The organism is Streptomyces sp. NPDC059201 (assembly GCF_042754585.1).
Lineage (GTDB): Bacteria > Actinomycetota > Actinomycetes > Streptomycetales > Streptomycetaceae > Streptomyces.
Window position 1 is genome coordinate 695,307 of sequence record NZ_JBHZBB010000004.1, and the last position, 20,603, is coordinate 715,909.

At 73.5% G+C, this 20,603-nt stretch carries 22 protein-coding genes and 1 tRNA gene; 13 read left to right on the forward strand and 10 right to left on the reverse strand.

From position 1 onward, the window contains the following. Positions 1 to 35: 35 nt before the first annotated feature. Positions 36 to 464: an alternative ribosome rescue aminoacyl-tRNA hydrolase ArfB gene (gene arfB, locus ACFXMG_RS17630; protein WP_383825830.1), complete on the reverse strand. Its 429-nt coding sequence runs from the start codon at positions 462 to 464 to the stop codon at positions 36 to 38. Between the two features lie 125 nt (positions 465 to 589). Between arfB and ACFXMG_RS17635 the strand changes: the two genes are divergently transcribed. From ACFXMG_RS17635 to ACFXMG_RS17650, 4 genes are all read left to right on the forward strand, one after another. After that, positions 590 to 1,165 (forward strand): TerD family protein, encoded by a 576-nt coding sequence (locus ACFXMG_RS17635; protein ID WP_360308411.1) that lies wholly within the window; start codon positions 590 to 592, stop codon positions 1,163 to 1,165. 99 nt (positions 1,166 to 1,264) lie between these two features. After that, positions 1,265 to 1,813 (forward strand): GNAT family N-acetyltransferase, encoded by a 549-nt coding sequence (locus tag ACFXMG_RS17640; protein WP_383825826.1) that lies wholly within the window; start codon positions 1,265 to 1,267, stop codon positions 1,811 to 1,813. A gap of 85 nt (positions 1,814 to 1,898) precedes the next feature. Continuing rightward, positions 1,899 to 1,982: a putative leader peptide gene (locus tag ACFXMG_RS17645; RefSeq protein WP_383825945.1), complete on the forward strand. Its 84-nt coding sequence runs from the start codon at positions 1,899 to 1,901 to the stop codon at positions 1,980 to 1,982. 301 nt (positions 1,983 to 2,283) lie between these two features. After that, complete coding sequence (locus tag ACFXMG_RS17650; protein ID WP_383825942.1) at positions 2,284 to 3,771, forward strand: hypothetical protein; 1,488 nt, start codon at positions 2,284 to 2,286, stop codon at positions 3,769 to 3,771. Between the two features lie 25 nt (positions 3,772 to 3,796). Here ACFXMG_RS17650 and ACFXMG_RS17655 read toward each other — a convergent pair whose 3' ends face one another. Both ACFXMG_RS17655 and ACFXMG_RS17660 read right to left on the reverse strand, forming a co-directional pair. Continuing rightward, entirely contained in the window at positions 3,797 to 5,215 is a 1,419-nt protein-coding gene (locus tag ACFXMG_RS17655; RefSeq protein WP_383825824.1) for a M1 family metallopeptidase, read from the reverse strand. Between the two features lie 105 nt (positions 5,216 to 5,320). After that, positions 5,321 to 5,863 (reverse strand): heme-binding protein, encoded by a 543-nt coding sequence (locus ACFXMG_RS17660; protein WP_384338807.1) that lies wholly within the window; start codon positions 5,861 to 5,863, stop codon positions 5,321 to 5,323. 491 nt (positions 5,864 to 6,354) lie between these two features. Here ACFXMG_RS17660 and ACFXMG_RS17665 point away from each other — a divergent pair, with 491 nt between their 5' ends. The 4 genes from ACFXMG_RS17665 (at position 6,355) to ACFXMG_RS17680 (ending at position 9,992) form a co-directional block, all read left to right on the forward strand. Next, the gene (locus tag ACFXMG_RS17665) at positions 6,355 to 7,503 is read left to right on the forward strand and encodes a sensor histidine kinase (protein WP_383823566.1); all 1,149 of its coding nucleotides are present in this window, start codon (positions 6,355 to 6,357) and stop codon (positions 7,501 to 7,503) included. Continuing rightward, positions 7,500 to 8,120, forward strand: coding sequence for a response regulator (locus ACFXMG_RS17670; RefSeq protein WP_383823551.1), 621 nt, complete (start codon positions 7,500 to 7,502; stop codon positions 8,118 to 8,120). The genes ACFXMG_RS17665 and ACFXMG_RS17670 overlap by 4 nt, the downstream gene beginning before the upstream one ends. A 68-nt stretch (positions 8,121 to 8,188) precedes the next feature. After that, positions 8,189 to 9,403 (forward strand): FAD-dependent monooxygenase, encoded by a 1,215-nt coding sequence (locus ACFXMG_RS17675; RefSeq protein WP_383823548.1) that lies wholly within the window; start codon positions 8,189 to 8,191, stop codon positions 9,401 to 9,403. Between the two features lie 88 nt (positions 9,404 to 9,491). Next, a complete protein-coding gene (locus tag ACFXMG_RS17680) occupies positions 9,492 to 9,992 on the forward strand; it encodes a hypothetical protein (protein WP_383823545.1) in 501 nt (166 codons plus the stop codon). A gap of 36 nt (positions 9,993 to 10,028) precedes the next feature. On the opposite strand, the gene ACFXMG_RS17685 is transcribed toward ACFXMG_RS17680, so the two are convergent. Then, the gene (locus tag ACFXMG_RS17685) at positions 10,029 to 10,685 is read right to left on the reverse strand and encodes a pentapeptide repeat-containing protein (protein ID WP_383823543.1); all 657 of its coding nucleotides are present in this window, start codon (positions 10,683 to 10,685) and stop codon (positions 10,029 to 10,031) included. Between the two features lie 123 nt (positions 10,686 to 10,808). On the opposite strand from ACFXMG_RS17685, the gene ACFXMG_RS17690 reads away from it, so the two are divergent. Then, entirely contained in the window at positions 10,809 to 11,807 is a 999-nt protein-coding gene (locus tag ACFXMG_RS17690; protein ID WP_383823540.1) for a zinc-binding dehydrogenase, read from the forward strand. 38 nt (positions 11,808 to 11,845) lie between these two features. Here the strand turns inward: ACFXMG_RS17690 and ACFXMG_RS17695 are convergent, their stop codons facing one another. The 4 genes from ACFXMG_RS17695 to ACFXMG_RS17710 are packed head-to-tail and all read right to left on the reverse strand — an operon-like array spanning position 11,846 to position 14,393. Then, positions 11,846 to 12,208: a hypothetical protein gene (locus tag ACFXMG_RS17695; RefSeq protein WP_383823537.1), complete on the reverse strand. Its 363-nt coding sequence runs from the start codon at positions 12,206 to 12,208 to the stop codon at positions 11,846 to 11,848. A gap of 45 nt (positions 12,209 to 12,253) precedes the next feature. After that, the gene (locus tag ACFXMG_RS17700; protein ID WP_383823534.1) at positions 12,254 to 12,736 is read right to left on the reverse strand and encodes a GNAT family N-acetyltransferase; all 483 of its coding nucleotides are present in this window, start codon (positions 12,734 to 12,736) and stop codon (positions 12,254 to 12,256) included. A gap of 4 nt (positions 12,737 to 12,740) precedes the next feature. Continuing rightward, complete coding sequence (locus ACFXMG_RS17705) at positions 12,741 to 13,625, reverse strand: aminoglycoside phosphotransferase family protein (RefSeq protein ID WP_383823563.1); 885 nt, start codon at positions 13,623 to 13,625, stop codon at positions 12,741 to 12,743. A gap of 42 nt (positions 13,626 to 13,667) precedes the next feature. Further along, positions 13,668 to 14,393 carry a DsbA family protein gene (locus tag ACFXMG_RS17710; RefSeq protein WP_383823531.1) on the reverse strand — a complete coding sequence of 242 codons (726 nt, stop codon included), beginning with the start codon at positions 14,391 to 14,393 and terminating at the stop codon, positions 13,668 to 13,670. 141 nt (positions 14,394 to 14,534) lie between these two features. On the opposite strand from ACFXMG_RS17710, the gene ACFXMG_RS17715 reads away from it, so the two are divergent. Beyond that, on the forward strand, positions 14,535 to 15,953 hold the full coding sequence (locus tag ACFXMG_RS17715) for an NAD(P)/FAD-dependent oxidoreductase (RefSeq protein WP_383823528.1): 1,419 nt from the start codon (positions 14,535 to 14,537) through the stop codon (positions 15,951 to 15,953). Between the two features lie 72 nt (positions 15,954 to 16,025). Here ACFXMG_RS17715 and ACFXMG_RS17720 read toward each other — a convergent pair whose 3' ends face one another. Together ACFXMG_RS17720 and ACFXMG_RS17725 are read right to left on the reverse strand one after the other, a co-directional pair. Next, on the reverse strand, positions 16,026 to 17,750 hold the full coding sequence (locus ACFXMG_RS17720; RefSeq protein ID WP_383823525.1) for an FG-GAP repeat domain-containing protein: 1,725 nt from the start codon (positions 17,748 to 17,750) through the stop codon (positions 16,026 to 16,028). 106 nt (positions 17,751 to 17,856) lie between these two features. Next, positions 17,857 to 17,930 (reverse strand) — tRNA-Thr (locus ACFXMG_RS17725). 182 nt (positions 17,931 to 18,112) lie between these two features. Here ACFXMG_RS17725 and ACFXMG_RS17730 point away from each other — a divergent pair. The 3 genes from ACFXMG_RS17730 to ACFXMG_RS17740 all read left to right on the forward strand — a co-directional run bounded on the left by ACFXMG_RS17730 (position 18,113) and on the right by ACFXMG_RS17740 (position 20,597). Beyond that, positions 18,113 to 19,210 carry an ABC transporter ATP-binding protein gene (locus ACFXMG_RS17730; protein WP_383823523.1) on the forward strand — a complete coding sequence of 366 codons (1,098 nt, stop codon included), beginning with the start codon at positions 18,113 to 18,115 and terminating at the stop codon, positions 19,208 to 19,210. A gap of 207 nt (positions 19,211 to 19,417) precedes the next feature. Then, positions 19,418 to 19,834 (forward strand): hypothetical protein, encoded by a 417-nt coding sequence (locus tag ACFXMG_RS17735; protein WP_383823520.1) that lies wholly within the window; start codon positions 19,418 to 19,420, stop codon positions 19,832 to 19,834. 46 nt (positions 19,835 to 19,880) lie between these two features. Continuing rightward, positions 19,881 to 20,597 carry an NDP-sugar synthase gene (locus ACFXMG_RS17740; RefSeq protein WP_383823517.1) on the forward strand — a complete coding sequence of 239 codons (717 nt, stop codon included), beginning with the start codon at positions 19,881 to 19,883 and terminating at the stop codon, positions 20,595 to 20,597. Positions 20,598 to 20,603 lie beyond the last annotated feature (6 nt).

The following is a 20,603-nucleotide window of genomic DNA, read 5'->3' on the forward strand; positions in this document are numbered from 1 at the left end:
CGGGAAAACCCAGGAGCCGGAGAGCCCGGGGCGGCTCAGCCCCAGTCGCGCCCCTGGCGGCCGCGCTTCGTGTCGGCGCGCTGCTTCTTCTCCCGCAGCCGGCGCTCGTTGATGCCGCGCGGGATGCGGGTGGCCTTGCGGGGCTTCGGCGGCGGGGCCGTCGCCTCGGCGAGGAGCGCGGCGAGCCGGACGGCCGCCGTCTCCCGGTTGCGCCACTGGGAGCGGTGCTCCGAGGCCCGTACGGTCAGCACGCCGTCCACCAGCCGGGAGGCGAGCCGCTCCAGGGCGCGGGACTTCCACACCTCGGGCAGCGCCTTGGTCGCCGCGAGGTCGAAAAGAAGCTCGACACGGGAGTCGGAGGTGTTCACATGCTGGCCGCCGGGACCCGAGGAGCGCGAGAATCGCCACTGGAGCTCGGCCTCGGGGAGCGAGACGGAGCCGCGGATCTGATACGGACCTGACATGCCTCCATGTTCCCCGTGCCGATGCGGACCGTCATCCCGTTTTCGCTCCCCGGGAACCGTGGGACGCCGTTCCGCGTTTCTCCGGGCGAAGACAGCGTGCTGAACCACGATGAAAGGGACTTCCCATGGCAGTGAGCCTCTCCAAGGGTGGCAACGTCTCCCTGACCAAGGAGGCGCCGGGCCTGACCGCCGTCACCGTGGGTCTCGGCTGGGACGTCCGCACGACGACCGGCACCGACTTCGACCTGGACGCCTCCGCGATCGGCGTCGACGCCGCGGGCAAGGTCGCGTCCGACGCCCACTTCGTCTTCTTCAACAACAAGTCGACCCCGGACCAGACCATCGTCCACACGGGTGACAACCGCACCGGCGAGGGCGGCGGCGACGACGAGCAGATCAACGTCAACCTGGCGGGCCTCCCGGCCAATGTCGACAAGATCGTCTTCCCGGTCTCCATCTACGACGCGGTCTCCCGCTCGCAGAACTTCGGCCAGGTGCGCAACGCGTACATCCGCATCGTGAACCAGGCCGGCGGCGCCGAGATCGCCCGCTACGACCTCTCCGAGGACGCGGCCGTCGAGACCGCCATGGTCTTCGGCGAGCTGTACCGCAACGGCGCCGAGTGGAAGTTCCGCGCGGTCGGCCAGGGCTACGCCTCCGGCCTGGAGGGCATCGCCCGCGACTTCGGCGTGAACCTCTGACGGTTCCCGCCACCCGATCCTGACGGATCACCCGATCCCCCTGACGGATCGCCAGAGCCCCGGCCGGGTTTCCACCCGCCGGGGCTCTACCCTTTCCGCGTGATCGTCGAGACCCTCGCGCCCAAGGCCCTGGAGGACGGCGCCGCGCTGCCCGGGGCGCTGCTCACCGAGCTCACCGCGCTGTACGCGTCGAACCGGGAGTTCCACCAGCTCAGCGGGGACTTCCCGGACCCGGACGACGTCCGGCCCGAGCAGGTCGCCGCCGCCCTCGCCGACGAGCTGGCCGCACCGTCCGCCGAGGTGCTGCTGGCCCGCTCCGAGGGGCGCCTCGTCGCCGTCGCCGTGACCCTCGGCCGCCACCCCGACCCGGCCGAACCCGACCCGTGGCTGGGCCTGCTGATGGTCCACGGCGACGAGCGCCGCGCCGGCTTCGGCCGCCTCCTCGCCGGGCACGTCGAGGACGGCTTCCGCGCCCGGGGCCGTACGGGTCTCAAGCTCGCCGTCCTGGAGAACAACCCGAAGGCGCTCGCCTTCTGGACCGCCCTCGGGTACGCGGAAACCGACCGCCGCCCCGACCTGGCCCACGGCCGCCCCTGCCTGGTCCTGCGCAAGGCCCTCACCCCGGACGAGGCCCCAACTCCGGCTTGAAGTAGGCCCCTTGGCCGTCCCACTCTATGGAACGCGACCGCCCGGATCTTGACCCCGGCGGCGGGCGGCTGCTTCGATCGGCCGCATGGATCCCCGGCCCGCACGGCTCACGCGACGACGTCACGTCGATCTCGCGCGCACGTCCGGCGCCCTCTGTCCCGGGCGCTGAGCCAGGCCGCCGCGCCCCGCTGAACCGGCCGGGGCCCCGACCCGGGTGATCCCTGCCCCGGCGACCCCCGCACCGGCCTTCCGCGCGCCCTCCGGCCTCCGGCTCAGGACTCTCTCCGCTCCCCCGCCGGCGCCGCACTCCTCCGGCCGTCCGGCCCACCCGCGCACCGCCCCGCCCTCGCGACCCCCTCGAAGGCCGCCCCACCACGCCCCGGACCGGGCCGCGAGGCGCGCCGCCGTGCGCGGATCCGCCGCGCTCGCTCCCGCGAGCCCCATCCGGAAGGTCCTCCGCCATGCCCGCCATGCCCGTCCCGTCCGCGCGCCCCCGTACCCGCCCCCGCACCCGGCGCGCCCGGCCGGCCGCCGTGCTGGCCGCCGCCGTGCTCGCGCTCACGGCCGCCGTCCCCGCCGCCGTCCCCGCGGGCGCCGCGCCCAGCGCCGTACCGACCCCGCCGCACAACCCGTACGCGGGTCCCGACGGCACCGCCACCATGCACGGCGACACCGGCTCGTCCGACACGACACCCCTGGCCGGACCCGGCGCGGGCGCCCTCGCGTCGAAGCGGACGGCGCTCGCCTCGGCCTGCCCGACCGTCCTGATCGGCTCGGACGGCTATCCGGTGGTCCTCTGCACCCCGATCTTCGGCCAGGTGCCGACCGTGCACCTGCTCGACCCGGCCACCGGCGACTCCCTCACCTCGCTCGCGCTCACCAAGGGCTCGCTGCTCGGCGGTGTCTACGCCTACCTCGACGACCGGGACCGGCTGGTCGTCGTCGACGGCAGCCGCAGCCTGCTCCGCGTCGGGCACCGCCGGGACGCCTCCGGTGCCTGGCGCCTCTCGGTCGACCAGCGCCTCCCGCTCGGCGACGCCGTCCCCGACGGCGACGCGGTCACCGGTCTTTCGCCGGACTGGCGGGGGCGGGTCTGGTTCGCGACCGGCGGCGGTGTGGTCGGCCTCGCCGACGACCGCACCGGGCGGGTGACGTCGCTGCGGCTGCCCGCGGGCGAGCGGGTCGCCAACAGCATCTCCACCGCCCCCGAGGGCACCGCCGTCACCAGCACCCACGCCACGTACCTGCTGACGGCGGACGCCGACGGCACCCCGCGGATCGCCTGGCGGCAGGCGTACGACCGGGGGCAGGCCCGCAAGCCGGGGCTGCTGAGCTGGGGCAGCGGGTCGACCCCGACCTTCCTCGGCCCGGGCACCGGCACCGAGTGGGTCGCGATCGTCGACAACGCCGACACCACCGTCCGGCTGAAGGTGTACCGCACGGCCGACGGGTCCGAGGTCTGCTCCTCGCCCGTGCTCCGCGCGGCCGGCGGCCCCGGCAGCGAGAACTCCCCGGTCGGCGCCGGGACCAGCGTCTACGTCGCCGGCACCTACGGCTACCCGTACCCGGCGCTGCCGGAGGGCGCCGGCTCCTCCGTGCCCGCCTCGGCCGACTTCGCGGGCGGCCTGACCCGGGTGGACGTCCGCCCCGACGGCACCGGCTGCGCGGTCGTCTGGGACAACGCGCTCCGCTCGGCGGCCGTCCCGAAGCTGTCCACCGCCACCCACACCCTGCACACCGTCCTGCGCGACCCGGTCATCCCCGGCACCAAGGGGACCGGCCTGCTCGACCCGTACCGCTACGCGCAGATCGACCCCGAGACCGGGAAGGTCCTGCGCGCCAAGCAGGTCGGCATCGGCTCGCTGTACGACACGCTCCAGATGGCCGGCACGGTCGCCCCGGACGGCGCGTACCTCCAGGGCACGGTGACGGGGGTGCTCCGCATCACGGCCGGCTGACCCGCCGCCGCTCGCGGTACGGCTCTCAGGGCTGGTCCGGGCGGTCCTCGCCGTACAGCCAGACGTCCCACACCTCGTCCAGGTCCCGCCCCGCCAGCGCCTCCGCGTAGGACGTGAAGTCCTCCGTGGAGGCGTTGGCGTGCCGGTGCTTCGCGGGCCAGCCGCGCAGCAGCTCGTCGAAGACCCCGTCGCCGAGGGTCTCGCGGAGCTTGTGGAGGACCATCGCGCCGCGCTGGTAGACGGGCGGGTCGAAGAGGTTCTCGGCGGTGGGCGGATCGGCCGGCGGGAAGGCCCAGTTGGCGTCGTCGGCGAAGGCCGCCTCGAAGCTCTCGCGGGCCGGGACCGACCCGTACTCCTCCGCGTACAGCCACTCGGCGTAGGTGGCGAAGCCCTCGTTGAGCCAGAGGTCCTGCCAGGTCTCGGGGGTGACGGAGTTCCCGAACCACTGGTGGGCCAGTTCGTGCACGAGCGTCGCGCGGTCGAAGGAGGCGGCCGGGAAGACGGGCCGGGTCTGGGTCTCCAGGGCGTAGCCGAGGAGGCCGTCGGTGGTGACGACGGCCCCGGCCGCGCCGAAGGGGTACGGGCCGAAGCGTTCCTGCTGGCGGGCGAGGATCGTGGGGAGTTCGGCGCGGAGCGCGGCGGTGGCGGAGACCAGCGAGGGCTCGACGGCGGTGACGACCGGGACCTCGCCGAGCGCGGTGCCGGTGGTGGTCTCGTACCGGCCGATCATCACGGTCGCGAGGTAGCCCGCCATCGGCTCGGACTGGCGCCAGAGCGTGCGGGTGCGGCCGCCGGAGACGGGCTGCGCGGAGACGCGGACGCCGTTGGAGAGCGCGGTCAGACGGCTCGGGGCGGTCAGCGCGATCTCGTACGTGGCCTTGTCGGACGGGTGGTGGTTGCCGGGGAACCAGGTCATGGAGCCGGCCGGTTCGCCGACCGCGACGGCCCCGTCGGCGCTCCTCAGCCAGCCCTCGGTGGACCCGTCGGGGTCGGTGAGCGGCTCGGGCACCCCGGAATAGTCCACGGTGACGGTGAACTCCCGGCCCAGCGGCAGCTCGTCGCGCGGGCGGAGCGTCAGCTCGTCCCCGGCGCGGCTGACGGCGGCGGGCTCGCCGTCGACGGTCGCCTTGGCGACGGTGAGGCCGGAGAGGTCGAGGTTGAGGGCGGAGAGGTCCTGGGTGGCGCGGGCGGTGATCCGCGCGGTGCCGTCGAGACGGCCGGTGTCCGGGTCGTAGGCGAGGTCGAGGGCGTAGTGGCCGACGTCGTAGCCGCCGTTCCCGAGGCGGGGGAAGTACGGGTCCCGGAGCCCGGACGCGCCGGGCGTCCCCCGCACCCCGCCGGTCGCGGGCGTGCAGCCGCCGGCGAGGAGTACGCATGCCGCCAGGGTCGCGGCCAGTGCGGCCGCGACCCTGGGGGACCGTCCGGTCCGACTGCTCTGGATCACGTGAGAATCCTAGACAAGCCGGACACCGGACGGGGTGAGGGCGCCCGTCGGGGGGAGTCGGGCGCCCTCACCCGGCTGTGGGGTGCGGGGTTGTGCGTGGGGGTGTTACTTCGCCAGCTCGGCGACGCCCGCGCGGGCGAACTTCTCGTCCAGGTCGCCGGAGGGGGCGCCCGCGACGCCGATGCCCGCGATCGGGCCGCCGTTGGCGGTGACCGGGGCGCCGCCGCCGAGGAAGAGGGTGCCCGGGATGTCCTTCAGGTTCGGGGCCTGCTCCAGGCGCTTGGCCAGCTCGGAGGTCGGGGCGTTCCAGGAGACGGCGGTGTACGCCTTCTTCACGGCCGACTCGTAGGACTGCGGGCCCGCGCCGTCGCCGCGCAGGGTGACGATGGTGTTGCCGTTGCGGTCGACGACGGCCACGGAGACGCGCTGGTTCTCCTTCTCGGCGGCGTCGAGGACGGCCTCGGCGGCGTCGGTCGCGGCCTCGATCGTGAGGTGGTTCGTCTGGAACAGGTTGCCCTTGCCCGCGTCGGCCTTGGCGACGGCGGCGGGAGCGGCGGCCGGGGCGGAGGCGTTCGCCGAGACGGCGCCGAAGGTGCCGGCGGCCAGGACGGCGGCGACGGTGGTGCCGAGGACGAGCTTCTTCTTCATGGCGGTCTCCCGAGGAGGTCGTGGCGGAGGAGGTGGAGAAGGTGGGGCAGTGGAGGAGGGCGTTCCCTTCGCTCCGCACTCCATCCTGGGTCCGGTTCCGGCCCCGCCCGGTCCACGGTCCGGCTGCCCTCCCGACGCGCACCGGACGATGCCGGGGTCAGCCGATCGGCTGATGCCCGCGTGGTCCTCGCGGGTCAGCATGGATACGTACACCCAGGTCAGCGCGGCCGACCGGACGCGCGGCACCGGGCGCACCCCGCGAAGGAGGCAAGACGGTGCACCGCCCCGGCCGCCACACGCGGCACACCCGCCCGACCCCGCCGGCCCCGGCGGACCAGGCGGCCCCGGCGGCCGCACCGGGAGCCCCGGCGTCCCCTGCGCCTCCGCACGCGGACGCGGCGTACGCCCCCCGCCCTCACCGCCCCGACCCCCACCGTCCCGACCCCCACGGCCCGGTGCACGATCCCGATGCCGGGTGGCTCGCGCGCGTCATGCACGTGGCGTTCTTCCTGCTGCTCGGGGCCTCGCTCGTGCGGTTTCTGCTGCGGCACGAGTGGGAGGACCGCAGTCCGTGGATCATCGCGCTCAGCGGGGCGCTCGCCGCGCTGTACCTGCTCGGGCCGGTCCTCGGCACCCGCGCGACCCCGCGCCGGATCGCCTGGCTGTGCACGGTCGTCGCGGTGTGGGTGCTGCTCGTCGTCCTCGCGCCCAGCTTCGCGTGGTGCGCGGTCCCGCTCTTCTACACCGGCCTGCGGACCCTGCCGCCGAAGGCGGCGCTCGTGCTGGTCGCGCTGCTCACCGCCTTCGTCGTCTTCGCGCAGGTGCAGCTCTCGCACGGCGGCTGGGACCCCAACCTGATCGTGGCCCCGCCGGCCGTCGCCGCCATCGCCACCGGCGTCTTCGTCCACGCCGACCGGCAGGCCGCCCGGCAGCGCGCCCTCATCGACGACCTGATCCGCACCCGCCGCGAACTCGCCGCGATCGAGCGGCGCGAGGGCACCCTCGCCGAGCGGCAGCGGCTCTCGATGGAGATCCACGACACCCTCGCGCAGGGCCTGTCCAGCCAGCAGATGCTGCTCCAGGCCGCCGACCTCACCTGGGACAGCGACCCCGGCACCGCCCGCCGGCACGTGCGCACCGCCGAGTCGATCGCCGAGCGCAACCTCGCCGAGGCCCGCCGCTTCGTCCACGACCTCGCCCCCGCCGACCTCGCCGAGGGCGGCGGCCTGGAGGAGGCACTGCGCGGCCTCGCGGAGCGCGAGTCGGCCGCCTTCCGCGTCGACGGCACGCCCGTGCCGCTGCCGGACCGCGCCCAGTCGGCGCTGCTGCGGATCGCCCAGGGCGCGCTCGCCAACATCCGCGAGCACGCCGCCGCCACCTCCGCCGCGCTCACCCTCACCTACCTCGACGACCAGGTCGTCCTGGACGTCGCCGACGACGGCAGCGGCTTCGACCCGGCCGCGCCCCGCGCCGACGAGAGCGTCCGGGGCCACGGCCTGCCCGCCATGCGGGTGCGCGCCCAGCAGTTGGGCGGCACCCTTACGGTGGAATCGACCCCCGGCGAGGGCACCGTGCTCTCCGCCGCCCTCCCCCTGGCCCAGCCCGTACCCCCCGCACCCCCCACGGAGGCCCGCCCGTGACCGTACGCATCCTCCTCTGTGACGACCACGTCGTCGTCCGCGCCGGGCTGCTCGCCCTCCTCGGCTCCACCCCCGACATCGAGGTCGTCGGGGAGGCCGGCAGCGGTGAGGAGGCCGTCGCGATGGCCGCCAAGCTGACGCCGGACGTGGTCCTGATGGACCTCCAGCTCGGCCCCGGCATCGACGGGGTGGAGGCGACCCGCCGGATCGCCCCGACCGGCGTCCACGTCCTCGTCCTCACGACCTACGACACCGACGCCGACATCACCCGCGCCATCGAGGCGGGCGCGACCGGCTACCTCCTGAAGGCCGAGCGGCCCGAGGAGCTGTTCGCCGCGATCCACTCCGCCGCCCAGGGGCGTACGGCCCTCTCCCCGCCGGTCGCGAGCCGGGTCATGGACCGGATGCGGGGCGCCGCGGGCCCCTCCCTCACCGACCGGGAGCGGGACATCCTCGGCCAGTTGGCGCACGGCCTCGGCAACAAGGAGATCGCCCGCGCCCTCTTCATCAGCGAGGCCACCGTCAAGACCCACCTCGGCCGGATCTACGCCAAGCTCGGCGTCGACACGCGCGCCGGCGCCGTGGCCGTGGCGAAGGAACAGCGCCTGCTCCCCTGAGCCCGCGCGGACTGCTACCGTGCGCTGTCGTTCCAGTGCACAGCGTCATGTCCCCCGTGGGAGCGTCCGTGAAGATCGCCGTCGTCGGTGGCGGGCCCGCCGGCCTGTACCTCTCGATCCTGCTCAAGCGCCAGGACCCGTCCCACGAGATCGCCGTCTACGAGCGGAACGCGGCCGGCTCCACCTACGGCTGGGGCGTCACCTACTGGGCGGGGCTCCTCGACAAGCTGCGGGCCGGCGACCCGGAGTCCGCCGCGGCCGTCGCCGACGCCTCGGTGACCTGGACCGACGGCCTCGCGATCGTCCGCGACGAGCGGACCGTGCACCGCGGCGACGCCGGCTTCGGCATCGGCCGCCGCCGGATGCTCGGCCTCCTCGCCGACCGGGCCGCCGAACTCGGCGTCGAGGTCGCGTACGAGCACCCGATCACCGGCCCGGACTCCCCCGAACTGGCCGACTGCGATCTGGTCGTCGCCGCCGACGGCGTCCACAGCGCCCTGCGCGAGGCCCACGCCGAGCACTACGGCACCGCCTTCGCCACCGGCCGCAACCCCTACATCTGGCTCGGCACCACCAAGGTCTTCGACTCCTTCAGCTTCGCCTTCAAGGAGACCGAGCACGGCTGGATCTGGTGCTACGCCTACGGCTTCAGCGGCGAGCGCTCCACCTGCGTCGTCGAGTGCGCCCCCGGCACCTGGACCGGCCTCGGCCTGGACACCATGAACGAGGGCGACTGCCTGGGGCTCCTGGAGAAGCTCTTCCACGACCTCCTCGACGGGCACGCGCTCATCGGCCGCGACCGGGGCGACGAACCCGCCCAGTGGCTGCACTTCCGCACCCTCACCACGCGCGTGTGGCACCGCGGCCGGACCGTCCTCCTCGGCGACGCCGCCCACACCACCCACTACTCGATCGGCGCCGGCACCACCCTCGCCCTGGAGGACGCCCTCGCGCTCGCCGCCGCCCTCGGCACCCGCCCCGCCGACCCCGCCGCCCTCGACGCCGCCCTCACCGCCTACGGGAAGCGGCGCCGCGCCGAACTCGTCTCCGCGCAGAGCGCGGCCCGCCTCAGCGCCCGCTGGTACGAGAACCTGCCCCGCTACATGGGCCTGGAGCCGGACCAGATGTTCGCGCTCCTCGGCCAGCGCCACTCCCCGCTCCTGCCGTACGTGCCTCCGCAGCTCTACTACCGCGTCGACCGCGCCGCCGGCCGCCTGGAGCCCCTGCGCCGCCTCAAGCGCTGGCTCGGCCCCCGCATCGCCCGCGCGGTCCACCGCGCCTGACGCGACCCGGGCGCGGGAGTCCGGCACGGGACTCCGCCGGGGCACGACCCCGGCGCGCGCCTACGGGTCGGCGTGACACCATCGGGGCGTGCTCGACATCGGCTACTCCCTCTCCCGGCGCTTCCCCGACCCCCCGCAGACCGACTACCGGCGCGCGGACGTCCACGCGCTGCGCCACGACCTCTTCTGCGGAGACGTCTACCTCGCGGACACCAAGCAGGACCGCGAGGTGTCCACAGCCTGGGGATGGGTGCCCGTCCTCGACTTCGCCTGGGCGCTCTGCGACATCGTCGAACAGCTCGACCGGGACCCGCGCGGCAGCCGCGCCTCCCGCCCCCAGTACGCCGAGCTGGACTTCACCGAGTCCTCGGACCGGATGCTCTTCGAGCGCCGCTTCGGCTGGGTCGACGTCGAGGCCGACTGGATGCCCGGCGACGAGGCGCCGCTCACCTTCGCGCACACCGAACTGCGCCGCGAGGCCCGCGACTTCCTCCACGACCTGATCGCCGACCTCACCGACATGCACGAGGGCCTGGCCGACAACCCGGCCGTCTGGGACCTCCAGGCCCGCTTCCCCCGCGTGAAGTAGCCCCGTGAACTAGCCCCCCCGGGCCACCGCCCCCCCTCAGTCCTCCACCCGCACCCCCAGCCGCGCCGCGAACACCGGCGCCAGGTCGAGGAGCTGCGCCGAGGAGATCACCGCGCCCGACAGGGACTCCACCCCGCGCTCGATCTCGAGGCGCCGCACCCCCCGCAGGTCCACGTCGGTCAGCTTCGCCCCGGAGAGCTCCACCCCGATCAGCTCGCAGTCCACGAACGCGACCCGCTCCAGCTTCGCCCCGCCGAAGTCCGGCTCCACCAGGACGCACCCCTCGAACACCACGTCCCGCAGGGTCGCCGACCGCAGGTTCGGGTAGTCCCACTTGCCGCCCCGGACCAGCACCCGCTCCCACGCCGAACCGTGCAGCTGTGTCCCCCCGAACCGCGCGTCCAGCACCTCCGCGTCCCGCAGCTGCGCCTGCGACAGATCGGTGCCCACGCCCCGTACGGCCTCGATCCGCGAGTCCAGGAAACGCGCGCCCGTCAGCCGCGCCTCGTCCAGCGAGCACTCCCGCACCGCGCAGTCCAGGAACCGCGAGCCCTCCCCCGAGGCCCCGGCCAGATCGAGCCCGGCCAGCTCCAGGCCGTCATAGTCCCCGTCGGGCTCCAGCCCGCCCTCGTACGGCTCCAGGGGCGGCAGCCGCAGCTCCACCCGCCGAGGCGCCTTGGTCTTTCGCTTCATGCGCCCATCGTGACGTACGCCACTGACAGTCCCCCCAGGAACACATTCTCACCCTTGACCTCAAGGAAGCTTGAGGTACGAGGCTTGTGGTGTCAGCCCGCGAACGACGTCAGGGGAACCGTCATGCACGCCATCCGCCTCCACGCCTTCGGCCCCGCCGAGAACCTCACCCACGAGCAGGTGCCCGACCCGGTCCCCGGCCCCGGCCAGGTCCGGATCGCCGTCGCCGCCGCCGGCGTCCACCTCCTCGACACCGCGCTCCGCGAGGGTCAGACCGGCCCCTTCCCCGCCCCCGCCGAACTCCCCACCGTCCCCGGCCGCGAGGTCGCCGGCACCGTCGACGCCCTCGGCGAGGGCACCGACCCCGCGTGGCTCGGCAAGCGGGTCGTCGCCCACCTCGGCATGAACCCCGGGGGGTACGCGGAGCGCGCCGTCACCGACGCCGCCCGGCTGCACGAACTCCCGCACGGTCTCGACGAGGCGGAGGCCGTCGCCATGATCGGCACCGGCCGTACCACCCTCGGCATCCTCCAGTTCACCACCCTGGGACCGGACTCGGTCGCCGTCGTGCCCGCCGCCGCCGGCGGCATCGGCACCCTCCTCGTCCAGTACGCGAAGAACGCCGGCGCCACCGTCATCGGCCTCGCCGGCGGCCCCGCCAAGGTTGCCCGCGTCCGCGAGAACGGCGCCGACCTCGCCGTCGACTACACCCGGCCCGACTGGCCCGACGAGGTCCGCGCCTTCCTCGGCGACCGCACCGCCACCGTCGTCTTCGACTCCGTCGGCGGCGACACCGGGCGCGCCGCCGTCGACCTCCTCGGCAAGGGCGGGCAGCACCTCGTCTTCGGCTGGTCCGGCGCCGGACTCCACGGCGGCGAACCCCTCACCTTCACCGAGGAGGAGCTCACCGGACGGGGCATCACCTCCGGCTCCGTCCTCGGCCCCGTCATGATCCAGAAGGCCGGCGGCGACGTCCGCAACCTCGAACTCGCCGCCCTCGCCGCCGCCTCCGACGGCACCCTCCGCCCCGCCGTCCACCGCTTCCCCCTCGCCGAAGCCGCGAAAGCCCACCGCGCCCTGGAGACCCGGGGCACGATGGGCAAGGTGGTCCTGATCCCATAGGACCGCTCGTAGCACCGACGGGACGGCGGGAGAACGCCTCAGACGCCGAGCACGTCCCAGGAGTGCGCCTTGAACTCCTTCAGGAAGTCCTCGTGGTCCTCCCACATCCGGGCGATGGAGCGCAGCGTGTCCCAGCTGTGCTCCAGCGCCTGGTCCACCACCTGGCGCAGCTCCGGCGCCGTCTCCCGCTTCTCCACCAGGCCCGAGACCTGCGAAGCGGCCTGCACGGTGTAGCGCAGCGCGCGCAGGGCGCGGGAGGTGTCGTCCATCCCGAAGCCGTGGTCGCTGCCGTTCTCGGGGTCGAAGAGCGGGGTCAGCCGGGCCTCGACGAAATCGGTGATCCGCCGGAAACGGGCCTCGACGCCCATGTCGTCACCGTGGTTGCTGTGGTCGTTGCACATGAGGACTTCCTACACCGTCACCAGGGTCTACACCGTCGCGGGGGCTCACACCGTCGCGGGGGCACCGAGCGCCGCCAGGGCCCCGTCCGTCAGCCGGTACACCGACCACTCGTCCTGCGGGCGGGCGCCCAGCGCCTCGTAGAAGTCGATCGACGGCTTGTTCCAGTTCAGGACCGACCACTCCAGCCGCTCGTAGCCGCGCTCCACGCAGATCCGCGCCAGCTCGGTCAGGAGCGCCTTGCCGTGGCCGCCGCCGCGCGCCTCCGGACGGACGTACAGGTCCTCCAGGTAGATGCCGTGGACCCCGCGCCAGGTCGAGAAGTTGAGGAACCAGAGCGCGAAGCCGACCGGCTCGCCGTCGTCGGTCTCGGCGATGTGGGCGTAGGCGGCGGGCCGCTCGCCGAACAGCGCCTCGTGGAGGCCGCCGGGGGTCGCCCGGACCTCGTCGAGGGCCTTCTCGTACTCCGCGAGGTCACGGATCAGGGCATGGATGACGGGCACGTCGGCCGGGGTGGCGGTACGGATCATGAGGTCAGCGTGCCAGCAGGGCCCGCGCGATGACCACCTGGTCCTCGTCGAGCTCCGGCTCCCCGTCCTCGACGTCCCACAGCCCGTTCTGGAGCACCCGCCCCAGCGTCCACGCCAGCGCCCGCTCCCGGTCGAGCCCCAGCCGCTCGGTCAGCAGGTCGAAGCGCCACCGGATCTCGGCCGGATCCGGGTTCCACAGATCGGTCAGCGCGGGCAGCAGCTCGAAGCCCGGGTCCCCCGCGAGCGGCTTGGGGTCGATCGCCAGCCACGGCTCGCGCTCCGCGCCCAGCACGTTGTCGTAGTGCAGGTCCCAGTGCAGCAGCCGGTCCCCCGGCTCGCCCACCACTTCCCGTACGGCGGCGGCGCAGTCCGCGAGCAGCGCCGCGTCCTCGGCGTCGAGCCGGGCCACGGCCCCGGGCGTCTCCGCGAGCATGCCCGCGGCGATGTCGTCGAGCCGGCGCAGTCCGGGCGGCGCGGGGTGGGCCGAGAGGCGGGCGAGCAGTCCGGCGAGGATCCGTACGGCCTCGCGCTCGTCGCCGAGCCGCGACAGATGCCGTCGCTGGTCGGCCCGTTCGAGGAGCATGGTGCCGGTCTCCGGGTCGTGCTCCAGGAGGTGTACGGCCCCGGAGCCGCCCCACGCGCGCAGCGCGACCGGCTCGCCCTCGGACTCCTCGTCGAGGAGCTGGAGCTTCAGCGCGGCCGGCGTGCCGTCCGCCCGCTCCACGGGCAGCACCAGCGAGGCGACGCCGTACATCGAGGGGCCGGTGAGCCGCAGCCCCCACCGGCCGAGGAAGTCCCCGGCCCGCCCGGGCAGCGCGGCGATGAACGCCCGCCCCGCCTCACCGTTGTACTTCGCCTGGGATTCCGCGAGTTCGTCGGGTACGTGGATGTCGACGGGTCCTTGGTTCACGCCTCCGACCCTACGGGCCCGTCACCCCAGCGCGCCGTCCAATATCCGCCCGAACTCCGCCGCGTCGTACAGCCCGGTCCCGCCGTCCAGCGCCTTGCCGTCCACCAGCACGGACGGCGTACCGCCCACACCCGAGTCCTGGAACGCCTGCTCCGCGTCCGCGACCCACGCCTTGTGCGATTCGCCGCGCACCGCCGCGTCGAAGGCGTCGCTCCGCAGCCCCTCCACCTGGTCCGCGATCCGCAGCAGGTGGTCGGCGGTGAACGCGTCCTTCGACTCGTCCTCCGGCTGCGAGGCGAACAGCGCCGCCTGGTACGCCGCGAACTTCCCGGGTCCCGTGTCCGAGGCCGCCCGCAGCGCGTTCGCCGCCCGCGCGGAGGCCGTGCCGCCGGTGCGCGCGTCGAGGAAGGAGGCGATGACGTACTCGACCTTCACCTCTCCTTTCGCGGCCCGCTCGGCCAGCACCGTGCCGCCGCTCGCCTCGAACTTCGCGCAGTACGGGCAGCGGGGGTCCGCGAACACCGTCACGGTGTGCGGGGCGCCCGCGTCACCGACGACGATCTTCGTGGTCTCCGCCTTCGACGGCAGCACGCTCAGCGTCTCCGCGTGCGCCGCAGGCGCCGCCGCGACCTTCGCGGTGGCATCCGCGGACGAGCCTCCGCCGGACGAACACCCCACGGCGGCAAGGCCGATGAGACCCGCGGCGACCGCGGCGGCGAGGGCACGCCGAGTCCTGCGCACAGACATGGGGGGATCCTTCCGGAGCGACGAAATCCGCACTCCCGAACCTAGGCGCGCGCCCGCCCGCCACCGCCCGCCGAAAGACCCGTTTCCACGGGACCAACGCCCCCGGTACCCTCCCGCCACGGACCGGGAAGAGGGACTGGAATGAACAGCAGTACGAGCAGTGCGGGCGGTACGGGCACGGTCAACGGCGGCATCTCGTTCTGGTTCGCCCAGGAGGGCCTGCCGGACCCCCGCGAACCGCTCCCCGGCGACCGCACCGCCGACGTCTGCATCGTCGGCGGCGGCTACACCGGCCTCTGGACCGCCTACTACCTGAAGAAGGCCGTGCCCTTCCTCGACATCGTCGTCCTGGAGGCCCGCTTCTGCGGTTACGGCGCCTCCGGCCGCAACGGCGGCTGGCTGTACAACGGCATCGCCGGCCGCGACCGCTACGCCAAGCTGCACGGGCACGACGCCGCCGTCCGCCTCCAGCAGGCGATGAACGCCACCGTCACCGAAGTGCTCGACGTCCTCGACGCCGAGAAGATCGCGGCCGACCAGCACCGGGGCGGCGTCCTGGAGGTCGCCCTCTCCCCCGCCCAGCTCGCCCGCCTCAAGGAGTTCCACGCCGTCGAGCACGCCTTCGGCGAGACCGACCGCGAGATCCACGGCGCCCGCGCGACCGCCGAACGCGTCCGCGTCGCCGGCGCCGTCGGCTCCTCCTGGACCCCGCACGGCGCCCGCCTCCACCCCGTGAAGCTGGTCCACGGCCTGCGCGCCGCCGTCGAGGCCCTCGGCGTCACCCTCCACGAGTCGACTCCGGTCACCGAGATCAAGCCCAAGCACGCGATCACCCCGTACGGCACGGTCCGCGCCCCGTACGTGCTCCGCTGCACCGAGGGCTTCACCGCCTCCCTCGCCGGCCAGCGCCGCACCTGGCTCCCCATGAACTCGTCCATGATCGCCACCGAGCCGCTGACCGACGCGCAGTGGGCGTCCATCGGCTGGAACGGCCTGGAGACCCTCGGCGACATGGCGCACGCCTACATGTACGCCCAGCGCACCGCCGACGGCCGCATCGCCCTCGGCGGCCGGGGCGTCCCGTACCGCTACGGCTCGAAGACCGACAACGACGGGCGCACCCAGCCGCAGACCATCGAGGCCCTCCGCGAGATCCTCATCCGCTTCTTCCCGCAGCTCGCCGGCGTCCGGATCGACCACGCCTGGTCCGGCGTCCTCGGCGTCCCCCGCGACTGGTGCGCCACCGCCACCCTCGACCGCACCACCGGCCTCGGCTGGGCCGGCGGCTACGTCGGCTCCGGCGTCGCCACCACCAACCTCGCCGCCCGCACCCTGCGTGACCTGATCCAGCAGGACTCCGGCCAGTCCGGCCCCACCGACCTCACCACCCTCCCCTGGGTCGGCCACAAGGTCCGCAAGTGGGAGCCCGAGCCCTTCCGCTGGCTCGGCGTCCAGACCATGTACGCCGCCTTCCGGGGCGCCGACCACCGCGAGGCCACCACGCACACGGCCACGACCGACCGCGTCGCGATCTGGGCCAACCGCATCTCGGGCCGCTGACGCCCCGCACCCCCCACGCCGAAGGCCCCGGCCCCCCTCACACGGGGACCGGGGCCTTCACTCACGTCTGGCTCAGAAAAGGGCGTTGATCGCCGGGACGTCCTGACCGAGCGAGATCTTGACGCGGCCCGAGTACGGAGCCGCGGCCTTGCCCGTGCCCTTGTACAGGTACGTGTTCCCGGCCCCGTCCCGCGCGATCAGGTCGGCCCGGCCGTCGTCCGTGAGGTCGCCGGGCGACGACACCAGCGGGTAGCCCTGCCAGCCCGAACCGACCCGGACCCGCGCCGCGTACGGCACCTCGGCCCTCCCGGTCGCCGGGTACAGCCACAGCACACCGGTCGTGTCACGGGCGATCAGATCCGCCCGCCCGTCCCCGGTGAGGTCACCGGCCCCGGTGAGCTGGTTGTACGCACCCCAGCCGGCGCCGACCCGCAGCCGCGTGGCGAACGGCGCGGACACGCTCGCCGTGCCCTTGTACAGCCACAGCACGCCCGAGGCGTCCCGCGCGACCATGTCGGGCCGCCCGTCCCCGCTCGCGTCGGCGACCCCGGCGAGCTGGTTGTACGCGCCCCAGCCGCCTCCGACGCGCACGCGCGAGGTGAGGGGCTCGATCCAGTTGCCGGTCGTGCGGTACGACCACAGGACACCGGACGCGTCACGGGCGACGACACCGCCGCCCTGGGCCTCGGAGGTGATCGGCGCGAGCTTGGTGACGGCGTTGTAGGCGCCCCAGCCCCGCCCGACGTTCTCCGCCCACTCCACGAAGGGTGCGGAGGCCCTGCCCGTACCGCGGTGCCAGTACAGCAGCCCGGTCTTGTCGCGGGAGATCATCGCGTAGTGCGTCGGCACCGGGCGGGAGCTGACGACCTGGAACTCGCTCCGGGTCTCCGGGTTCTCCTCGCCGTTGGCGTACACGTCGTACCGCGCGAACGTGCCGATCCGCCACGCGGCGGCGGTGGGGGTCGCCTTCACCGTGTACGAGACGGTGACGTCGACCGGCCCCTCCGTGCCCGGGTCGATCTCGCAGCGGACGCCGTCGCCCGCGACGTAGCCGCCGATGACGTCGCACTCCGTGGTCCCGGAGTTCTGACGGACCCCGGTGATCCCGACCTGGAGCTCGTCCTCCTCCCAGTACCGCATCCCCTCGCCCGGCTCGAAGCCGATCTCCAGCCATCCCCTGTCCACCGCGTGCACCTTCGCGGTGTGGGTCACGGTGGTGCCGGGCGAGACCGGCGGGGTGGAGAGCTGGACGGTGTTCTGGGCGACGTGCTCCGCCGTCTTCACCGTGACGGTGGCGGCGCCGTGCTGCCCGTCCTCCAGCATCAGGTCGACGGTCTGCACCGTCTTCACGGCCTTCGCGAGGTCACCGCCGCGCGGGACGTAGACGAAGCCGTAGTGCAGCGTGGTGCCGTCGGCGGCGCTCTCCGCGGCCTCGACGGCCAGGCGGGTGGCGTACTGGTTCTCGTCCGAGACCGGGCAGGTGTACACCGCGGTCACGCCGGCCCGCGCCTTGCACCCCTCGACCTGGAGCGACAGCCCGGCGGGGAAGCCGGCCCCGGTCCACGCGGGGTCGGTCAGCGGCGCCTTGCTGAAGGCGTACACGAGGGTGCCCTCGTACGGGCCGTCATACGTGACGCCGCCCGGTCCCACCTCGGCGGGCCACGTACCGGGCTGGATCACCCGGTCGTCGATCTCGAACCTCGGGTAGCCGTCGGAGGCGGACGCCGTGGACGCCCCCGACACCAGCCCGGCCAGCAGCAGCGCGGCCGTCCCCCCGAGAGCAATGGTTCTGCGCAAGCGATCAGTCCTTCGTCGCGAAACCGCACCCCCCCTGGGTGCGCGCCGCACGGTACCGCGAAGGCCCCGGCCCCCCTTCACGGGGGCCGGGGCCTTCGTCGTACAGAGCCGCCTGTCGGAATCGAACCGACGACCTCAAGATTACAAGTCAAGCGCTCTAGCCAACTGAGCTAAGGCGGCAGCGAGTGCAGTCTAACCAAACCCGCTCGGCGGGCGGTCGGAAATCTCACGCCCTTCGAACTGCTGACAGATCTCGCGCCGCCAGGTAGCGTCGAGCGGAGTTCACCCAGGTGGACTAGACCTCAATCCTTCCTTTACTCGGATCGTCCGGCACGTTCCTGCCGGTGAAGGGACACATCACCATGGCTTCCGTCACTTTCGACAAGGCGACCCGCATCTACCCGGGTGCCACCAAGCCCTCCGTCAACCAGCTCGACATCGAGATCGCGGACGGCGAGTTCCTCGTGCTCGTCGGTCCCTCGGGCTGTGGCAAGTCGACCTCGCTGCGCATGCTCGCCGGCCTGGAGGACGTGAACGGGGGCGCCATCCGCATCGGCGACCGCGACGTCACCCACCTGCCGCCGAAGGACCGGGACATCGCCATGGTGTTCCAGAACTACGCGCTCTACCCGCACATGAGCGTCGCCGACAACATGGGCTTCGCGCTCAAGATCGCCGGCGTCAACAAGAGCGAGATCCGCGCGAAGGTCGAAGAGGCCGCGAAGATCCTCGACCTCACCGAGTACCTGGACCGCAAGCCGAAGGCGCTCTCCGGCGGTCAGCGCCAGCGCGTCGCCATGGGCCGCGCCATCGTGCGCGAGCCGCAGGTCTTCCTCATGGACGAGCCGCTGTCGAACCTCGACGCCAAGCTCCGCGTCTCGACCCGTACGCAGATCGCCGGCCTCCAGCGCCGCCTCGGGATCACCACGGTCTACGTCACCCACGACCAGACCGAGGCCCTCACCATGGGCGACCGCGTCGCCGTGCTGAAGGACGGTCTGCTCCAGCAGGTCGACACCCCGCGCAACATGTACGACAAGCCCGCCAACCTCTTCGTCGCCGGCTTCATCGGCTCCCCCGCGATGAACCTGATCGAGGTCCCGATCACCGAGGGCGGCGTCAAGTTCGGCAACAGCGTCGTCCCGGTCTCCCGTGACGCGCTCGCCACCGCCGCGGCCAACGGCGACACCACGGTCGTCGTCGGTGTCCGCCCGGAGCACTTCGACGTCTCGGGCCCCACGAGCAAGGACGGCGTGGCCGTGACGGTCAACGTCGTCGAGGAGCTCGGCTCCGACGGCTTCGTCTACGGCTCCACCCGCGTCGGCGGCGAGGACAAGGACATCGTCATCCGCGTCGGCGGCCGTGACATCCCCGCCAAGGGCTCCACGCTGCACGTCATCCCGCGCGCCGGCGAGCTGCACGTCTTCTCCAAGTCGACGGAGCAGCGCATCAGCGAGTGACCCTCGGCTGAAGGAACGCCGAACGGCCCCGTATCCCTTGCGGACGCGGGGTCGTTCGTTTAAACGGGCTTACCCCGGAAAACCCCGGCATTCGGGGCCCTCCCGACCGCCCCGCGTCAACACGGGATTCGAAAAGGCGCGTCGAACCGTCCCTCGCGAGAGTGACTAAATGTCGCCATATCACTACCGGCCGCTACGCTCGCCTGCGTGACGCACACTGCCCGCCGAATCGGCCGCTCCCTCGCCCTCGTCCTGCCCGTCGTCCTGGTCCTGTCGGGAACGCTCGCGGTGTCCGCCGTCCCGTGGGCCGGCCAGGACTCCGACGGCCAGATGCTGACCGCGTCCTCCGCGGACGTCTCGACCCGCGCCACGTCGCGCGCCCCGCAGGACGTCCTGCGCGACCGGCTCCTCGCCGAACTCCAGGAGAAGGACCCGGGCGTCGCCCTCACCCACCTCCAGCGCGAGGTGGAGAACCGTCCCTCTCTCGCCGAGCACTGCGTGTCGATCGCCCGCGCGCTGGGCCGCGCCGCCGTCGAGCACTACGGCCCCTCCCGCGCCCAGGCGTTCTCCCGCCCGGTCTGCGACACCGCGTACGCGACCGGCGTGATGCGCGCGACGGGCTGAGCGCGGTCACCGCGTCCCCGCCCGCGGGGCACCTATCGTTCCCCGTATGCACACCACTCCGACGCAGGCCGTGGTCCTGGCGGGCGGCCAGGGCTCGCGCCTGCGCCCCTACACCGACGACCGCCCCAAGCCGATGGTCGAGATCCCGGGCACCGGGACCCCGATCATCGGCCATCAGCTCTCCTGGCTGGCCGCCGAGGGCGTGACCGACGCCGTCGTCTCCTGCGGGCACCTCGCCGAAGTCCTCCAGGAGTGGCTGGAGTCGGTCGACCTGCCCCTGAAGGTGACCACGGTCGTCGAGACCGAGCCGCTGGGCCGTGGCGGCGGCCTCAAGTACGCCGCCGCGCACCTGCCCGAGCCGGACCGGCCCTGGTACGCCACGAACGGCGACATCTGGACCCGCTTCTCGCTGCGCGAGATGGCCGCCTTCCACGACGAGCGGGACGCCACCGCCACCCTCGCCCTGGCCCGCCCCCGGATCCCGTGGGGCGCCGTCGAGACCGACACCTTCGGGCACATCACCGACTTCGTCGAGGCGCCGCCGTCGCCGTTCCTCATCAACGCCGGCGTGTACGTCTTCTCCCCGAGCTTCACCGAGCTGCTCCCCGACCTCGGGGACCACGAGCGGACCACCTTCCCCCGCCTCGCCCGCGAACGGCGCCTGGCCGGCTTCCCGCTGCCCCAGGGGGCGTACTGGAGAGCCATCGACACCGCCAAGGACCTGACCGAGGCCGCGAAGGAACTGGCCACACAGAGCCACTGACGGACG